The 16,607-nt window shown below is 69.4% G+C and carries 13 protein-coding genes; 6 read left to right on the forward strand and 7 right to left on the reverse strand.

Annotated elements, in window-relative coordinates:
- Nucleotides 1-85: 85 nt before the first annotated feature.
- The 4 genes from ACPWT1_RS08880 to ACPWT1_RS08895 are packed head-to-tail and all read right to left on the reverse strand — an operon-like array spanning nucleotide 86 to nucleotide 4,165.
- Complete coding sequence (locus ACPWT1_RS08880) at nucleotides 86-1,126, reverse strand: VWA domain-containing protein (protein ID WP_427915011.1); 1,041 nt, start codon at nucleotides 1,124-1,126, stop codon at nucleotides 86-88.
- An 11-nt stretch (nucleotides 1,127-1,137) separates the two neighbouring features.
- On the reverse strand, nucleotides 1,138-2,130 hold the full coding sequence (locus ACPWT1_RS08885) for a DUF58 domain-containing protein (RefSeq protein ID WP_427915012.1): 993 nt from the start codon (nucleotides 2,128-2,130) through the stop codon (nucleotides 1,138-1,140).
- A complete protein-coding gene (locus ACPWT1_RS08890; protein ID WP_427915013.1) occupies nucleotides 2,111-3,118 on the reverse strand; it encodes an AAA family ATPase in 1,008 nt (335 codons plus the stop codon). The genes ACPWT1_RS08885 and ACPWT1_RS08890 overlap by 20 nt, the downstream gene beginning before the upstream one ends.
- 36 nt (nucleotides 3,119-3,154) lie before the next feature.
- The gene (locus ACPWT1_RS08895) at nucleotides 3,155-4,165 is read right to left on the reverse strand and encodes a S1C family serine protease (protein WP_427915014.1); all 1,011 of its coding nucleotides are present in this window, start codon (nucleotides 4,163-4,165) and stop codon (nucleotides 3,155-3,157) included.
- A 121-nt stretch (nucleotides 4,166-4,286) separates the two neighbouring features.
- On the opposite strand from ACPWT1_RS08895, the gene ACPWT1_RS08900 reads away from it, so the two are divergent.
- From ACPWT1_RS08900 to ACPWT1_RS08925, 6 genes are all read left to right on the forward strand, one after another.
- A complete protein-coding gene (locus tag ACPWT1_RS08900; protein WP_427915015.1) occupies nucleotides 4,287-5,111 on the forward strand; it encodes a TatD family hydrolase in 825 nt (274 codons plus the stop codon).
- A 30-nt stretch (nucleotides 5,112-5,141) separates the two neighbouring features.
- Complete coding sequence (locus tag ACPWT1_RS08905; protein ID WP_427915016.1) at nucleotides 5,142-5,891, forward strand: spermidine synthase; 750 nt, start codon at nucleotides 5,142-5,144, stop codon at nucleotides 5,889-5,891.
- 7 nt (nucleotides 5,892-5,898) lie between these two features.
- Nucleotides 5,899-7,683 (forward strand): GspE/PulE family protein, encoded by a 1,785-nt coding sequence (locus tag ACPWT1_RS08910; RefSeq protein WP_427915017.1) that lies wholly within the window; start codon nucleotides 5,899-5,901, stop codon nucleotides 7,681-7,683.
- A 97-nt stretch (nucleotides 7,684-7,780) separates the two neighbouring features.
- Nucleotides 7,781-8,269 (forward strand): tripartite tricarboxylate transporter TctB family protein, encoded by a 489-nt coding sequence (locus ACPWT1_RS08915; protein WP_427915018.1) that lies wholly within the window; start codon nucleotides 7,781-7,783, stop codon nucleotides 8,267-8,269.
- 10 nt (nucleotides 8,270-8,279) lie between these two features.
- Nucleotides 8,280-9,794 carry a tripartite tricarboxylate transporter permease gene (locus ACPWT1_RS08920; protein WP_427915019.1) on the forward strand — a complete coding sequence of 505 codons (1,515 nt, stop codon included), beginning with the start codon at nucleotides 8,280-8,282 and terminating at the stop codon, nucleotides 9,792-9,794.
- 37 nt (nucleotides 9,795-9,831) lie between these two features.
- On the forward strand, nucleotides 9,832-10,731 hold the full coding sequence (locus tag ACPWT1_RS08925) for a DMT family transporter (RefSeq protein ID WP_427915020.1): 900 nt from the start codon (nucleotides 9,832-9,834) through the stop codon (nucleotides 10,729-10,731).
- 15 nt (nucleotides 10,732-10,746) lie between these two features.
- Here the strand turns inward: ACPWT1_RS08925 and ACPWT1_RS08930 are convergent, their stop codons facing one another.
- Genes ACPWT1_RS08930 through ACPWT1_RS08940 form a run of 3 tightly spaced genes read right to left on the reverse strand, consistent with a single transcriptional unit; the run spans nucleotide 10,747 to nucleotide 16,577 of the window.
- Nucleotides 10,747-12,156 (reverse strand): efflux transporter outer membrane subunit, encoded by a 1,410-nt coding sequence (locus ACPWT1_RS08930; RefSeq protein WP_427915021.1) that lies wholly within the window; start codon nucleotides 12,154-12,156, stop codon nucleotides 10,747-10,749.
- Nucleotides 12,156-13,379, reverse strand: a complete 1,224-nt coding sequence (locus ACPWT1_RS08935) for an efflux RND transporter periplasmic adaptor subunit (protein ID WP_427915022.1) — start codon at nucleotides 13,377-13,379, stop codon at nucleotides 12,156-12,158. Before ACPWT1_RS08935 ends, ACPWT1_RS08930 begins: the two co-directional genes overlap by 1 nt.
- 3 nt (nucleotides 13,380-13,382) lie before the next feature.
- On the reverse strand, nucleotides 13,383-16,577 hold the full coding sequence (locus tag ACPWT1_RS08940) for an efflux RND transporter permease subunit (protein ID WP_427915023.1): 3,195 nt from the start codon (nucleotides 16,575-16,577) through the stop codon (nucleotides 13,383-13,385).
- Nucleotides 16,578-16,607 lie beyond the last annotated feature (30 nt).

The raw sequence follows: 16,607 nt of genomic DNA on the forward strand, positions 1-16,607 counted from the left end.
GCCCGCTCCCTCTCCCCCTCGGGGGAGAGGGCCGGGGTGAGGGGGTTCCTGAAGCCTGAGCAACAGGAGCTTTGACGCGAATGCGTCAAAGGATCCTGTTGAACCACAGCAGCGAGAGCGCTGCTGACACCAAGGCCAGTCCGGCCGCCACGAGCGCGAACAGGCCGGAGATCTCGGTCTCCTTCTTTTCCACGGTGAGCTTGGAACTCAGCGTGTTGTAGACCTTCTTCAGGTCCTGCGCGGTGCCGGCGTAGAAGTAGTCGGCGTTCGTCTTCTGCGCGATCTGCTTGAGCGTGTCCTCGTCCAGGCGCACGCGCATCGACCAGCCCTCGAAGCCGATGGTCTCGCCGTCGACGGTGCCGATGCCCACCGTGTAGACCCGGATGCCCCGGTCGGCCGCCATCTTGGCGGCTTCCAGCGGATCGACGCCGGTGGTGCGCTGGCCGTCCGTGAGCATGATGATCGCGGCCGAGTTGTACGAGCCCGGCGCGACCGGCGTGAAGTCCTTCTTCTCCTTCTTCTCGCCGTCGATCGAGAAGCCGCGTGGGCGGTCGCGGCCGCCCTGCAGCGCGGCCAGCTCGATGCCCTGGTCGGGGAACAGCGTGGCCAGCGAGATCACGATGGCATTGCCCGTTGCCGTGGCGCGCTGCAGCTGGAAGCGGTCGATGGCCGTCACCAGGTCTTCGCGGTTGGTGGTCGGCAGCTGAGCGACCTGCGCCGACCCGGCGAAGGCGACGATGCCCACCTTCACATGGCGCGGCAGCTCGGCGAGGAACGCCTTGGCCGCCGCCTGCGCGGCCTCCAGGCGGCTGGGCTGCACGTCCGTGGCACGCATGCTGCCCGACACGTCCATGGCCAGGATGATGGTCTGCTGCTGCGAGGGCAGCGTGACCACCGCCGTCGGACGCGCGGCGGCCAGCAGCATGGTCACCAGCGCCAGCAGGAAGAGGGCGGGCGGGATGTGCCGGCGCCAGCTCTGGCCGATCCCCATCGCCTCCTTCACGATGGACAGCGAGGCGTAGCGCACCGCCAGCTTCTTCTTGCGGCGCAGCAGCCAGACGTACAGCAGCACCAGCAACGGTGCCAGGAGCAGGAGCCAGAGGAAATCGGGCCAGAGGAATTGCATGTCGTTTCCTTCTAGGCGACTTGCCGCAGGTGCGCGGGCAGGCTGCCGGACGACAGCCGCGCGCGCCGCTTGCGCATCTCGATGAAGCGGACCATGGCGTCGACCAGGTCGGCGTCGGTGGACAGCTCGAGCGTGTCGACCCCGGCGCGCACCAGGGCCTCGCGCAGCTCGGCCTCGCGCTGGGCGGCGATGCGCGCGAAGCGCTTGCGGAACGAGGGGTCATGCGTGTCGACCAGCACCTGCTCGCCGGTCTCGGCGTCGCGCAGCGTCAGCAGGCCCAGGTCGGGCAGCTGCAGCTCCAGCGGATCGAGCAGGCGCACCGCGACCACGTCGTGCCGCTGCGCCAGCTGGCCGAGCGAACGCTCCCAGCCGGGCGCGCTGATGAAGTCCGAGACCACGAACAACGTCGAGCGCCGGTGGATCAGCGACGCCGCCGATTCCAGCAGGTCGCGCAGCTGCGTCTGCCCGGTCTCGCGGGCGATCGGCCGCGAGTGCATCGCATGCAGCAGGTGCAGCACGTGCCGGCGTCCGCCGCGTGTGGGAATCACCGTGTCGACGCCGCTGCCGTACAGCATGGCGCCGACGCGGTTGCCGTGCCGCGTGAGCATGCGGGCGAGCACGGCGACGAAGTCGGCCGACACGTTGCGCTTGCGCAGTTCGCCGGAGCCGAAGTCGACCGAGGGGCTCAGGTCCAGCAGGAACCAGGCCGCCATCTCGCGGTCTTCCGTGAACACCCGCACGTGCGGCACGGTGGTGCGTGCCGTCACGTTCCAGTCGATGTGCCGCACGTCGTCGTAGTGCTGGTACTCGCGCAGGTCGGCGAGATCGAGACCGCCGCCGCGCATCAGCGTGCGGTAGTCGCCCTGCAGCAGTCCGTCCAGCCGGCGCACCACGGTCCATTCCAGGCGGCGCAGCACGTGCTCGGCGCCGCTGTCGGGCGCCGGGGTGACCGATTCCGGCGGCGAAGCCGCCTCGGCCCGCGCCTTACGCCACCAGCTTTTCATGTTCGAGCGGGCGCGCCGGCGGCGGCACCTTGGCCATGATCTGCGCGATGACGGCGTCGGAGTTCAGCCCTTCGGACAGCGCCTCGTACGACAGCACCACGCGGTGCCGCATGACGTCGGGCACCAGGTCGGTCATGTCCTCGGGCAGGGCGTAGGTGCGGCCGCGCAGCATGGCCAGCGCGCGTGCGCCCTCGGTGAGGTTGATGGTGGCGCGCGGGCTGGCGCCGAAGGTGATGAACTTGCGCAGGTCCTTGATGCCGTGGCGATCCGGATTGCGCGTGGCCGACACCAGCTTCACCGCGTACTGCACCAGCGAGGGATCGACGTACACGCGGCGGCACTCGTTCTGCAGCGCCGCCAGCTGCTCGGTGGTGGCCACCGGCGTGACCTGCACGGCGGGACCGGTGACGCGCTCGACGATGACGTACTCCTCCTCGTCGGTGGGATAGTCGACCAGCACCTTCATCATGAAGCGGTCGACCTGGGCCTCGGGCAGCGGGTACGTGCCCTCGGTCTCGATCGGGTTCTGCGTCGCCATCACGAGGAACGGCGCGGGCACCTTGTGCGATTCGCCCGCGATGGTGACCTGCCGCTCCTGCATCACTTCCAGCAGCGCGCTCTGCACCTTCGCGGGCGCGCGGTTGATCTCGTCGGCCAGCAGCAGGTTGGTGAACACCGGGCCGAGCGCGGTGCTGAACTCGCCGCTCTTCTGGTTGTAGATGCGCGTGCCCACCAGGTCGGCCGGCACCAGGTCGGGCGTGAACTGGATGCGCTTGAACTGGCCGCGCACCGTGCTGGCCAGCGTCTTGACCGTCAGCGTCTTCGCCAGGCCGGGCACGCCCTCGACCAGCAGGTGGCCCTGCGCGAGCATGGCCACCATCACGCGTTCGAGGAATCGGTCCTGGCCCACGACCACGCGCTTCACTTCATAGAGGATCTGCTCCATGAGCTTGGCGGTCGCGCTGTCCTGGCGGGTGCTCTGGTCCATCGGCGGTGCTTTCGGAAGTGGAAAGGAAAGGCGGAATCAGAACGGCGGCAGGCCGGCGGCCGTGGCGGCGTTCTCGATCGGGACCGCGAAGCCGATGCCCAGGAAGGTGCGGGCCGGCGTCGGGTTGAGGATGGCGGTGACGATGCCCACCACCTCGCCATCCATGGTGACCAGCGGCCCGCCCGAGTTGCCCGGATTGGCGGCGGCGTCGAACTGGATCAGGTTGGTCATCTCCTGCTTGCCCTCGGGCGAGCGGAACGAGCGCTTCAGGCCCGAGACGATCCCGCCGGAGGCGGAGGGGCCGATGCCGAACGGGAAGCCGACCGCCAGCACCTTGTCGCCCGGTTGCAGGTCGCCGGTGGACCGCATCGTGGCGGCAATCATGTCGTCGGGGATCTTGGATGCCTGCAGCACGGCGAGGTCGTTCTCGGCCTGCACGCCGGTGACCGAGGCCGGCGACTCCAGTCCATCGAAGAAGGTGACCTTCACGTGGTCGGCGCCCGACACCACGTGCAGGTTGGTGAGGATCACGCCCTTGTCGACGATCACCACGCCGGTGCCCACGCCGGCTTCGACTTCGTCCTCGTCGTCGTCGGGGCTGGCGGTCGCGTTGGCGGAGCCCTGCGCGGGGCCGAGCGGCTTGGGCTTGGAGCCGCCGTGGCCCAGCCGCGGAGCGCTCTCCTTGAGGCGGCTGCGCTTGACGTAGCTGACCACGCGCACGACGGAGGGCTGGATCTTGTCGTACGCCTTGGCGTACTCGGACGGGATCGTCTGCGTCTCCAGCGTCTTGAGCACCGCGGCGTTGATGTCCTTCTGGGTCAGCTTGCGCGGCACCGGCCGCATGCTGAGCGACAGGCTCACCGCCAGCAATGCCGAGAGCAGTGCGATGGCGGCCCAGAGCAACGCCGGGCTGGAAAGCGAGAAGCGCCGTTTGCGCCGCTCGGGCGCAGCGGCGGCGGCTGCTGCGTCGGGTGCGGGCTGTGCGGCGGCGGAAGCCTGCTGCGCAGGGGCCGGGCGGCTGGAGCTGTAGAGAGCTGGCCTGCGCATCGTGAACACCTTCTCCGACAGGGCATCGGCTTCGATGGAAGCCGCAATGGCGACGTTGCACGGTAGCACGGTTTGGAGGCCGCTGCACGGCTCGAAGGGGCCGTTGCGGCATCATCGGCCGATGGCCTTCTTCGTCGACACGCACTGCCACCTGGATGCGGCGGAATTCGGGGACGGGACCATGGATGTCCGAGACCGCGCGCGGCGCGCCGGCGTGTCGCACTGTGTCATCCCGGCGGTGTCCGCCGCTCAGTTCGGCGTGGTGCGCGAGCTCGCGCACGCGACCGGCGACAGCTACGGCCTCGGCATCCATCCGCTGTGCACGCCCGACGCTCGCGAGGACGACCTCGGGCTGCTCGACCGCGAGCTCGCGCTCCGCGCCGACGATCCCCGCCTGGTGGCGGTCGGCGAGATCGGGCTGGACCTGTTCGTGCCGGGGCTGGACCTTGCACGGCAGGAGCATTTCTTGCGCCAGCAACTACTGCTGGCACGTCGCCACCGCTTGCCCGTGATCCTGCATGTGAGGCGCTCGGCAGATCGGCTGCTCAAGCATCTGCGCGAGGTTCCGGTCAGCGGCATCGCGCATGCGTTCAATGGCAGTGACCAGCAGGCTCGGCAATTCGTCGAGCTCGGCTTCAAGCTCGGCTTCGGGGGTGCGGTGACGTATGACCGCGCACTGCAACTGAGACGGCTGGCCACGTCGCTGCCGCTCGCGGCGCTGGTGCTGGAGACCGACGCGCCGGACATTCCGCCGCACTGGCTGTACCGCACGGCCGCGCAGCGGGCCGAGGGGTTGCCGCAGGGCCGCAACGAACCGGGCGAACTGCCGGCCATCGCAAGGGTGGTTGCCGACCTGCGCGGCATCGATGTCGACGGACTCGCCGCCGCGACGACCGCGAACGCCGTTGCGGCGCTCCCCAGGCTGGCTTCGCTGCTGGCCCGCTGAGCCGGATGGCGCGCTCGCGATAATCGCCGCGTGACCGTGCCCACCTCCCTCCCCGACGTCAACTTCTCCGACTGGGGCGACATCCGCTACCTGCACCTGGGCACCGAGTGGGTGCAGGGCTCGATGCGGCTGGACGAGCCGTTCGAGATCCATCTCGAGTACGTGCAGCGCATGATGGCCTGGCTGCTGTTCGTGGACCCCGCGACGGCGGCGCGCCGCCACGCGATGCAGCTGGGCCTGGGCGCCGGCTCGCTCACCAAGTTCTGCCACCGCAAGCTGCGGATGAAGACCACGGCGATCGAGCTGAATCCGCAGGTGGTGGCGGCCTGCCGCCTGTGGTTCAAGCTGCCGCGCGATGACAGCCGGCTCTCCGTGGTGCTGGGCGATGCGGGCGAAGTCGCGTCGCATGCGCACTGGCGCGGCCAGGTGGACGCCCTGCAGGTCGACCTGTACGACCACGAGGCCGCCGCGCCCGTGCTGGACAGCGAGGCCTTCTATGCCGATTGCCGTCGACTGCTCACCGATGACGGCGTGATGGCGGTCAACCTGTTCGGCCGCTCGTCCAGCTACGAGCGCAGCCTCTCGCGCATCCAGGACGCCTTCGGCGCCGGCTCGGTGTGGGCGTTCCGGCCCACCCGCGAGGGCAACACGATCGTCCTGGCTCTGCGCACGCCGTTCGAGCCGGCGCGCGGCGAATTGGCACGGCGCGCGGAAGTGGTGCGCGAACGCTGGGGGCTGCCCGCGCACAAATGGTTGCGCGTGCTCAAGCCTGTGGAATGATGTCCGGATGAGCCCGCCGAAGACACTCGCACGCACCGCCTTCACCGGACCGCTGGACTGGCGGCGGATGGTCGAATGGCTCAGCGAGGACGGCGTGATCAGCGTCGACGAGGCGCGCCGCACCGTGGCGCGCTGCTCGCAGGCCGAGAGTGCCCAGCACCCGCTGGTGCGCCTGGCCGCGGTCAGCATGAGCCGGACCGGGGACGGCAAGCCGCTCGACATCGAAACGCTCACGCAGTACCTGGCCCAGCGCGCCGACCTCGAGTACCTGCGCATCGACCCGCTGAAGGTCGACGTGGGCCGCGTCGCCGAGACCATGGGCGCAGCCTATGCGGAGCGGCACCGCGTGCTGCCGGTGCAGGTCAGCGCCAGCGAGGTGGTGGTCGCGACGGCGGAACCCTTCGTCACCGACTGGGTGGCGGAGGTCGAGCGGCAGTCGCGCCGTTCGGTGCGGCGCATGGTGGCCAACCCGCAGGACATCCATCGCTACACCGCGGAGTTCTTCGCGCTGGCCAAGTCGGTGCGGGCGGCGCAGAAGTCCGGGGGCAGCGCGGGCGGCGGCAGCTTCGAGCAGCTGGTCGAACTGGGGCGCAGCAACAAGCAGCTCGACGCCAACGATCAGGGCGTGGTGCAGGTGGTCGACTGGCTGTGGACCTACGCGTTCGACCAGCGCGCGAGCGACATCCACCTGGAGCCGCGGCGCGAGCAGGGCGTGATCCGCTTCCGCATCGACGGCGTGCTGCATCCGGTCTACCAGATGCCGATGGGCGTGCTCAACGCGATGACGGCGCGCATCAAGCTGCTCGGACGCATGGACGTGGTCGAGCGGCGCCGGCCGCAGGACGGCCGCATCAAGACCCGCAACCCGCGCGGCGACGAGGTGGAGATGCGGCTGTCCACGCTGCCCACCGCGTTCGGCGAGAAGATGGTGATGCGCATCTTCGACCCCGACACGGCGGTGAAGGACCTCGATGCGCTCGGCTTCACGACGCACGACGCGCAGCGCTGGGAGGCCCTGGTCAAGCGCCCGCACGGCATCGTGCTGGTCACGGGCCCGACCGGGTCGGGCAAGACCACCACGCTGTATTCGACGCTGAAGCGCCTTGCCACCGAGGAGGTCAACGTCAGCACGGTCGAAGACCCGATCGAGATGATCGAGCCGGCCTTCAACCAGACGCAGGTGCAGTCGCAGCTGGACTTCGGGTTCGCCGAAGGCCTGCGCGCGCTGATGCGGCAGGACCCCGACATCATCATGGTCGGCGAGATCCGCGACCTGGAGACGGCCGAGATGGCGGTCCAGGCTGCGCTCACCGGACACCTGGTGTTCTCGACCCTGCACACCAACGACGCGCCGTCGGCCGTCACGCGCCTGCTGGAACTCGGCGTGCCGTCGTACCTGATCAATGCCACGCTGCTCGGCGTGCTGGCGCAGCGGCTGGTGCGCACGCTGTGCAAGCAATGCAAGGTCGAGGACACCGAGGCCGCGCGCGAGCCGGTCGAGGAGGTCATCCGGCCATGGAAGCTGACCGGCGGCTGGCGGCCCTACCGGCCCGTCGGCTGCGTCGACTGCCGCATGACGGGCTACATGGGCCGCATGGGCCTGTACGAGCTGCTCACCGTCGGCGAAGCCTTCAAGGACAAGGTCTCCCGCGAGCCGGGGATGGATCCGCTGCGCCGGCAGGCCGTGGCCGACGGCATGCGGCCGCTGCGGCTGGCCGGCGCGCTGCGGGTGGCCGAAGGGCTCACCACGCTCGAGGAAGTGCTCACCGCCACGCCGCCACTGTCCGGTTGACGCGACCGCGCGTTTTCACCGGGCTAAGTGGAACCCACAACGACCTGACCTCCACCTGACCGCAACAATCGCCGTCTTCGACCATCGAGGAGACGCGATGCGGATCAAGAGCCAGAGAGACTTTTTCGCCGGGCTGATGTTCTCGGCCGTGGGAGTGGCGTTCGCCTGGGGCGCCACCAACTATTCGATCGGCCAGGGCGCCCGCATGGGCCCGGGCTACTTCCCGCTCATGCTGGGCATCCTGTTGGCCATCCTGGGGCTGGTCATCGTGTTCGGCGCGCTGGTCGTCGAGACCGAGGACGGCGAGCCGGTCGGCCGCATCGCGTGGAAGCCGCTGGGCTTCATCATCGGTTCCAACATCCTGTTCGGCGTGCTGCTGGCCGGCATCCCCAGCCTGGGCATCCCGGCATTCGGCCTGGTCGTCGCCATCTATGGCCTGACCTTCGTGGCCGCGATGGCGGGTGACGAGTTCAAGGCCAAGGAAGTGGCCGTGCTGGCCACCATCCTCGCCGTGGGCAGCTACCTGGCCTTCGTGGTCCTGCTCAAGCTGCAGTTCCCGGTCTGGCCGTCCTTCATCTCCGCCTGAGGCCACCGTCATGGACCTGATCACCAACCTTTCCATCGGCTTCGGCGTCGCGGTCACGCCGGTCAACCTGCTGTATGCATTCTTCGGCTGCCTGCTGGGCACGCTGATCGGCGTGCTGCCCGGCGTGGGCCCCGTGGCCACCATCGCGATGCTGCTGCCGGCGACGTATGCGCTGCCTCCGGTGTCGGCCCTGATCATGCTGGCCGGCATCTACTACGGCGCGCAGTACGGCGGATCGACCACCGCCATCCTGGTCAACCTGCCCGGCGAATCGTCGTCGGTGGTGACCGTCATCGACGGCTACCAAATGGCGCGTCAAGGGCGGGCGGGTCCCGCGCTCGCGGCTGCGGGCCTGGGCTCGTTCTTCGCCGGTTGCGTGGGCACGCTGATCCTGGCGGCGTTCGCCGCACCGCTGACGGAAGTCGCGTTCAAGTTCGGTCCGGCCGAATACTTCTCGCTGATGGTGCTGGGCCTGATCGGTGCCGTGGTGCTGGCCTCGGGCTCGCTGGTCAAGGCGGTCGCGATGATCGTGCTGGGCCTCCTGCTCGGCCTGGTGGGCACCGACGTCAACTCCGGCGTCGCGCGCTACTCGTTCGACATCCCCGAACTCACCGACGGCATTGGCTTCATCGTCATCGCGATGGGCGTGTTCGGCTACGGCGAGATCATCAGCAACCTGTCCAAGCATGCCGACGAGCGCGAGGTCTTCACCTCCGGTGTCAGCGGCCTGATGCCGAACCGCGAGGACTTCCGCAACATGATCCCCGCCGTGCTGCGCGGCACGGCGCTGGGTGCCGGCCTGGGCATCCTGCCCGGCGGCGGCGCGCTGCTGTCCGCGTTCGCCGCGTACACCATCGAGAAGAAGACCTCGCTGCGCCCCGGTGAAGTGCCATTCGGCAAGGGCAACATCCGCGGCGTGGCCGCGCCCGAGTCGGCCAACAACGCGGGCTCGCAGACCTCGTTCATCCCGCTGCTGACACTGGGCATCCCGCCCAATGCCGTGATGGCGCTGATGGTTGGCGCGATGACCATCCACAACATCCAGCCGGGCCCGCAGGTGATGACCAGCAACCCGCAGCTGTTCTGGGGCCTGATCGCGTCGATGTGGATCGGCAACCTGATGCTGGTGATCCTGAACCTGCCCCTGATCGGCATCTGGATCAAGCTGCTGACGGTGCCCTATCGCTGGCTGTTCCCGGCCATCGTGCTGTTCTGCGCCATCGGGGTCTATTCGACGAACAACAACACCTGGGACGTGTGGATGGTGGCCCTGTTCGGCATCATCGGCTACATCTTCATCAAGCTCGGGGCCGAGCCCGCGCCGCTGCTGCTTGGCTTCATCCTCGGGCCGATGATGGAAGAGAATCTGCGCCGCACGCTGCTGCTCTCGCGCGGCGACTGGGGCGTGCTGGTGACGCGCCCGCTGTCCGCCGGCCTTCTCGGCGCCGCGGTGCTGCTGCTGATCATCGTGCTGCTGCCCTCGGTGAAGTCCAAGCGCGAAGAGGCGTTCCAGGAAGACGACTGACGTGCGAGGCGCGGCCGCAGTGCACAATCGCGGCCGCGTGAACGAACGACCTCCCCATTTCGCCTCCGGCCTGCTGTTCGCGGTGTCGGGGGCGATCGCCTTCAGCGGCAAGGCGATCATCGTCAAGCTGGCCTATCGCCACGGCGTCGACGCCGTCACGCTGATCATGCTGCGCATGCTGTTCGCGCTGCCGCTGTTCGTGGCGATGGCGTGGTGGGCCAGCCGCGGGCAGCCGGCGCTGAGCCCGCGCGACTGGGGCGGCGTCGTCTGCCTCGGCGTCCTGGGCTACTACCTCTCCAGCTTCCTCGACTTCGCGGGCCTGCAGTACGTGACAGCCTCGCTCGAGCGCCTGATCCTGTACCTCAATCCCACGCTGGTGCTGCTGCTCGGATGGCTGCTCTATCGCCGCACGATCCGGCCGCTGCAGCTGGTGGGCATGGCCATCAGCTACAGCGGCGTGCTGCTGGTGTTCGGCCACGAGGTCGGGGTGATCGGCAAGGACGCGGCCTGGGGAACCGCGCTGGTGTTCGCCAGCGCGGTGACCTATGCGATCTACCTGGTCTACAGCGGGCAGATGGTGAAGCGCCTGGGATCGCTGCGGCTGGTGGGCCTCGCCACCAGCGTGGCCTGCCTGTGCTGCATCGCGCAGTTCGTGGTGCTGCGTCCGGTGGCGACCGCGTTCGACGTGGCACCGGCGGTGATCTGGCTGTCGGTGCTCAACGCGACCTTGTGCACCGCCGTCCCCGTGCTGCTGGTGATGATGGCCATCGAGCGCATCGGCCCCGCGTTGTCGGCCCAGAGCGGCATGGTCGGTCCGCTGTCGACCATCCTGATGGGCGTGCTGATCCTGGGCGAGCCGTTCACCGGCTGGATCGCCGCCGGCACGGTGCTGGTGATCGCCGGCATCTGGGTGTTCACGCGCGCCAAGGCCGTTTGACACGCACCCAGGCCGTCACCACTCTCCGCCGAGCGCCTTCACCAGGAACACCGACACCAGCATGCGCTGGCCGGTGAGCTGCGCCAGTTGGCGCTGCGCCGTCAGCAGCGACTGCTGCGCGGCCAGCACGTCAGTGAAGGCGGTGGCGCCGCCTTCGTAGCGGTCCGTCGCGATCTGCAGCACGCGGTTGGCGCTGGCCACGGCCTGCCGCGCCTGCACCAGCGCGCGATCCAGCGCGGCACTGCCGGTGATGCCGTCCTCCACCTCCTGCATCGCCGTGAGCACGGCGCGCCGGTAGTTGGCGACGGCGACCTGGTAGCCCGCATTCGCGATGGCCACGTTCGCATCGACCCGGCCCGCATCGATGATCGGCTGCGTGAGCGACACGCCCAGCGACCACAGCAGGCTGGGCGCGTCGAACAGACGCGAGAGCACGCGGCTTTCCTCGCCGACCGAAGGACCCAGGGCAATGCTCGGGAAGTAGGCCGCGCGTGCCACGCCGATCTGTGCATTGGCAGCGGCCATCGCGCGTTCGGCCGAAGCCACGTCGGGCCGCCGCTGCAGCACGGCCGAGGGCAGGTCCAGAGGGATCGCCGGCGGCTTGCGGTCGCCCGCATTGGCCGGCAGCGCGAACAGCGGTGCGGGCCGGCCGACCAGCGCCGCGATCGCATGCTCGAACTGGTCACGCTGGCGGCGCAGCACGTCGACCTGCGTCAGCGTGCTGTCCACCAGCGCCTGCTGCTGCGCGACGTCCAGGCCCGAGGCGGCGCCGAGCTCGTGGCGCGCGCTGGCCAGGTCGAGCGCGCGACGCTGCAGCGCGATGGACTGGGCGAGGACGTCCAGTTCGATGTCCAGTTCGCGCAGGTTGAAGTAGGCCGCGGCGAGATCCGTGGTGAGCACCAGCCGCACGTTCTGCCAGTCGGCTTCGGACTGCTCGGCCGACGCACGTGCCGCCTCGACGGAGCTGCGCACGCGGCCCCACAGGTCGGGTTCGTACGCGACGTTGAACGACAGCGTGAAGTCGTTCTGCACGGTGGAGAAGTTGGGCGCCGTGTAGTTGCTGAGCGGGCGGTTGGCCGACGTGCGCTGGCGTGCGGCCCGCGTCGTCAGCGCCACCTGCGGGAAGAGGCCGGCCGACGAGAGATCCACGCCGGCGCGCGCCTGCGCCAGACGGGCCGTGGCTGCCGCGAGGGTGGGGCTCGCGGCGAGCGCCTGGTCCATCAGCGTGTCCAGCTGCGGGTCGCCGAAGCGCCGCCACCACGGACCGCGCGGTGCGGCATCGTCGGGGCGCGCCACCTGCCATGGCTCCTCGAGCTTCCACTGCGCGGGCACCTCGACCTGCGGCTGCTGGTAGGCGGGCCCCACGGCGCAGCCGGCGAGCAGGAACGCAACGCCGGCCGCGACCGGCGCGAGCAGCGCCCGCATCACCGTGCGGCCTTCGCGGCCGAGGCGGGCGGCTGGCCCGCGTCCGCGACGACCTGGACCTTCTCGCCGTCGGCCAGCGAATCGGACGGATTCAGCACCAGCGATTCGCTGCCCTGCAGGCCGTCGAGCACCTCGATGGTTTCGCCCAGGTTGCGGCCCAGCCGCACGGGCTGCAGCCGCACGGTGCCCGCGCCGTCGACCTTGGCGACGAGCGCGCCCTGGCTGCGGAACAGCAGTGCGTTCGACGGCACCGTCAGCGCGCCGCTCGGGGCGGCGGCGAGCTGGACGTTGACGAAGGCTCCTGGCAGCAGCGCGCCATCGCGGTTCGGCAGCGAGATCTCCACCTGCATGCTGCGGCTGGCCGTGTCGATCGATCCGGAGGTGCGGGCCACCTGGCCCTTGAACGTGCGGCCGCGCAGCTCGGTCTGCGTGACCACCGCCGTCTGGCCGGCTCGCACCAGCTGCGCGGAGGACTGCGGCACGTTGACGTACACGCGCAGCGGGTCGGTCTGCGACAGCAGGAACAGCGGCTTGTTGCTGTCGATCAGGTCACCCACGTCGACGTTGCGGCGGGTGATGACACCGGAGAACGGCGCCACCACGCGCTTGAAGCTTTCCAGCTGGCGCAGCCGCTCGACGTTGGCGTCGGCGCCCGCCACGTTGGCGCGCGCCTGGTTGTAGGCGCTGCGCCGCTCCTCCAGCTCCTGCTGCGAGACGGCATCGCGCTTGCGCAGCGCCTCCCAGCGGTCGAGCGTGCTCTTGGCCAGCTCCAGGCTCGCGGCGGTCTGGTTGCGGGCGGCGATGGCCTGCGAGAGCTGCTGGTCAAGCTCCGGCGATTCGATCTCGGCCAGCAACTCGCCCTGCTGCACGCGGCTGCCGATGTCCTTGGTCCAGCGCCGCAGGTAGCCACCGGCGCGCGCCGCGATCGGCGCCTGCACATAGCCTTGCAGCGTGCCGGGCAGCTCCAGGGTCTGCGATGCGCCTGCGGCCCGCACGGTGGTCGTGCGCACGAACTGCAGCGACCCCTGCTCGGAGCCGGACTCCAGTGTCTTCGCGTTGGCCATGCGGCTGACGATGGTGCGGGCCGCGCCCGCGGCCAGCAGCACCAGCACCACGATGGTGGCGATGCGGGCGCGGCGCGCGATCTGGCCGCGCTTGAGCAGCTCGCCCTCGTCTCCCTCCGGGGCGTGGATCGCGAGCTGCGAGTGACTCTGGTGCGACATGGGTCAGCTTTCCTGGGGCAAGGCGGCCGGCATCGCCGCGCCGCGCGCCGCCGCGCGGCGGGCCAGGCGTTCATGCACGCCGGCGTAGAGGACGGGAACGAACAGCAGGGTGGAGACGGTGGCGAACAGCAGGCCGCCGATGACGGCACGGCCGAGCGGCGCGTTCTGCTCGCCGCCTTCGCCCAGGCCCAGCGCCATCGGGATCATGCCGATGATCATCGCCAGGGCCGTCATCAGCACCGGACGGATGCGGGTGGCGCCGGCCTCCAGCGCCGCGGCCAGCGGGGTGGAGCCGGCCTCGCGCTGCTGGCGCGTGAAGGCCACCACCAGGATCGAGTTGGCCGTGGCGACGCCCATGGTCATGATGGCGCCCGTGAGCGCGGGCACGCTGAGCGTGGTGCCCGTGATGAACAGCATCCAGGCGATGCCCGCAAGCGCCGCGGGCAGGGCCGCGATGATGATTGCCGCGTCGATCCACGACTGGAAATTGACGACCACCAGCAGGTACACCAGCACGATCGCCATCGCGAGGCCGATGCCCAGGCCCACGAACGAGGACTGCATGGTATGCACCTGGCCGCGCAGCTCGACGGAGTTGCCGCGTTTGAGCTTGGGCCTTGCCTGATCGACCAGCCTGCGCACCTCGCTCGCCACGCTGGCCAGGTCGGTGCCCTGCACGCTGACGTAGACATCCACGGCGGGCTTGATGTCGTAGCGCGAGACGATGGGCAGCTGGCGGCCGGGACGCGCTTCCACCAGGTTGCCCAGGAGTTGCGGACCACTGCCATTGGCACCGGCACCGGCCGGAGCGACAGGGATGTTCAGCAGCGAGTCCATCGAATCGACCTGGTACTGCGGGCTCTGCACAACGATGTTGTAGACCACGCCGTTCTGCGGGTTCAGCCAGAAGGCAGGCGCGGTCTGCGAACTGCCGGACAGCGCGATCAGCACGTTCTGGCCGACGTTGCTCGCAGTGAGCCCCATCTGCTGCAGGCGCGAGCGATCCATCTGCAGGTTGATGGCCGGGCCGTCCAGGCGCTGGTGCACGTGGGCATCGACCGCGCCGGGGACCTTGCGGATCGCCTTGGTCAGTTCGGCGGCCAGTTGCGCATTGCCCTCGAGGTCGTTGCCGCTGAACTGCACGTCGATGGCGGCGGGCAGGCCGAAGTTCAGGATCTGCGTGACGATGTCCGCCGGCTGGAAGAAGAACTCGATGCCGGGGAAGCGCCTGGGCAGCTCGGCGCGCAGCAGCGAGATCCAGTGCACGGTGGGACGGTGGCCCTCCTTCAGCGACAGCAGGATCTCCCCGTCCAGCGTGCCGATCGTGCCTGCGTTGCTGTACGACAGGTTGATGCCGCTGTTCGGAATGCCGAGGTTGTCGAGGATGGTCTCGAGCTCCTCGCGGGGTACCAGCTCGCGGATGGCGTTCTCCACCTGGTCGGCCAGCCGCGCCGTCTCTTCGATGCGGGTGCCGGTGGGTGCGCGCATGTGCAGGCGGATCTGGCCGGCATCGACCGAGGGGAAGAAGTCGCGCCCGAGCAGCGGCACCAGCAGGCACGACAGCAGGCAGAAGCCCATGAACAGGATGCCGAAGCGGCGCCGCTGCACCAGCAGCGTGGAGAGCGCCAGCGCATAGCCGCGGCGCAGGTGCTCGAACTGGCTGTCGAACGCGCGGTACAGGCGCTGCAGCGCGCTGGGCGAGCCGGCATCCGCGCCGTGCGAGCCGCCCATGAGCAGCATCACCAGCGTGGGCACCAGGCTGCGCGAGAGGAAGTACGACGCGATCATCGCGAACACCACCGCTTCGGCCAGCGGCACGAACAGGAACTTCGCCACGCCCGAAAGGAAGAACATCGGCACGAACACGATGCAGATGCACAGCGTGGAGACGAAGGCCGGCACGCCGATCTCGCCGGCGCCGACCTCGATGGCCTCGCGCAGCGGCTTGCCCAGGTGCAGGTGCCGCTCGATGTTCTCGATGGTGACGATGGCCTGGTCGACCAGGATGCCCACCGACAGCGCCAGGCCGCCCAGGGTCATGATGTTCAGCGTCTCGCCCAGTGCGAACAGGGCCAGGATCGACGCCAGGATCGACAGCGGGATGGTCAGGCCGATGATCAGCGTGCTGCGCCAGTTGCCCAGGAACAGCAGCACCATCGCGGCCGTGAGGCCGGCGGCGATCAGCGCCTCGGCCACCACGCCCTTGATGGCGGCGGTGACGAACAGCGACTGGTCGAACAGGGGCGTGATCTTGATGTCCTGCGGCAGCTGCTCGGCCGCGCGCGGCAGCATCGCGCGCAGGTTCTTCACGATGTCCAGCGTGGAGGCGCCGCCGTTCTTCAGGATCGACAGCAGCACGCCGCGCTGGCCGTCCTGGCGCACCACGTTGGTCTGGGGCTGGAAGCCGTCACGCACATACGCGACGTCGCGCAGGTAGGTGGTCACGCCAGCGGCGGTGCGCACCGGCAGGTCGTTGAGGCCGGCGATCGCTTCGGGCGAGCCGTTCATGCGCACCGTGTATTCGGTGCCGCCCATCTTGGCCGTGCCGGACGGCAGGATCAGGTTCTGCGTGTTGACCGCGTTCACCACGTCGGCCGGCGACAGCCCGCGTGCCTGCAGCGCCTGCGTGTCCAGGTCGACCGAGATGACCTTCACCTTGCCGCCATAGGGGAACGGGATCGCCACGCCGGGGATCGTCACCAGCTGCGGCCGCAACGCGTTCACGGCGGCATCGAACACGGATTGCTCGGGCAGCGTGCCGCTGGACAGCGCGAGCTGCACCACCGGGATGCTGGAGGCCGAGTAGCGGATCACCAGCGGCGGCGTGATGCCGGGCGGCAGCTGGCGCACCTGCGCCTGCATGCCCGCGACCACCTGCGCCATGGCGCTCTGCAGGTTGGCGTTCGGCTGGAAGAACACCTTGATCACCGCGATGCCCGGCAGCGACGTGGACTCGATGTGCTCGATGTCGCTGACCAGGGTGGTGAGGCTGCGCTCCGACTGGGACGAGATCCGCTGGCCCATCTCCTGGACCGGCAGCCCGGTGTAGTTCCAGATGATGCTCACCACCGGGATGTTGATCTCGGGGAAGATGTCCGTCGCCATGTTGCGCAGCACCAGCGGCGTGGCCAGGACGATCAGCAGCGCCATCACGATGAACGTGTAAGGGCGCCGCAGCGCCAGCGAGACCATGGACATGGGACGGACTGCGTGGAGGGACTCAGGAAT

Source organism: Ramlibacter sp. MMS24-I3-19, from assembly GCF_050320135.1.
In the GTDB taxonomy this organism is placed as follows: Bacteria; Pseudomonadota; Gammaproteobacteria; order Burkholderiales; family Burkholderiaceae_C; genus Ramlibacter.

Excerpts from the sequence above, each read along its gene's own strand:
- ACPWT1_RS08920 (WP_427915019.1), top strand. The coding sequence starts at position 8,280 with ATGGACCTGATCACCAACCTTTCCATCGGCTTCGGCGTCGCGGTCACG.
- ACPWT1_RS08895 (WP_427915014.1), bottom strand. The coding sequence starts at position 4,165 with ATGCGCAGGCCAGCTCTCTACAGCTCCAGCCGCCCGGCCCCTGCGCAG.
- ACPWT1_RS08940 (WP_427915023.1), bottom strand. The coding sequence starts at position 16,577 with ATGTCCATGGTCTCGCTGGCGCTGCGGCGCCCTTACACGTTCATCGTG.
- ACPWT1_RS08880 (WP_427915011.1), bottom strand. The coding sequence starts at position 1,126 with ATGCAATTCCTCTGGCCCGATTTCCTCTGGCTCCTGCTCCTGGCACCG.
- ACPWT1_RS08900 (WP_427915015.1), top strand. The coding sequence starts at position 4,287 with ATGGCCTTCTTCGTCGACACGCACTGCCACCTGGATGCGGCGGAATTC.
- ACPWT1_RS08930 (WP_427915021.1), bottom strand. The coding sequence starts at position 12,156 with ATGCGGGCGCTGCTCGCGCCGGTCGCGGCCGGCGTTGCGTTCCTGCTC.
- ACPWT1_RS08885 (WP_427915012.1), bottom strand. The coding sequence starts at position 2,130 with ATGAAAAGCTGGTGGCGTAAGGCGCGGGCCGAGGCGGCTTCGCCGCCG.
- ACPWT1_RS08935 (WP_427915022.1), bottom strand. The coding sequence starts at position 13,379 with ATGTCGCACCAGAGTCACTCGCAGCTCGCGATCCACGCCCCGGAGGGA.
- ACPWT1_RS08915 (WP_427915018.1), top strand. The coding sequence starts at position 7,781 with ATGCGGATCAAGAGCCAGAGAGACTTTTTCGCCGGGCTGATGTTCTCG.
- ACPWT1_RS08890 (WP_427915013.1), bottom strand. The coding sequence starts at position 3,118 with ATGGACCAGAGCACCCGCCAGGACAGCGCGACCGCCAAGCTCATGGAG.
- ACPWT1_RS08910 (WP_427915017.1), top strand. The coding sequence starts at position 5,899 with ATGAGCCCGCCGAAGACACTCGCACGCACCGCCTTCACCGGACCGCTG.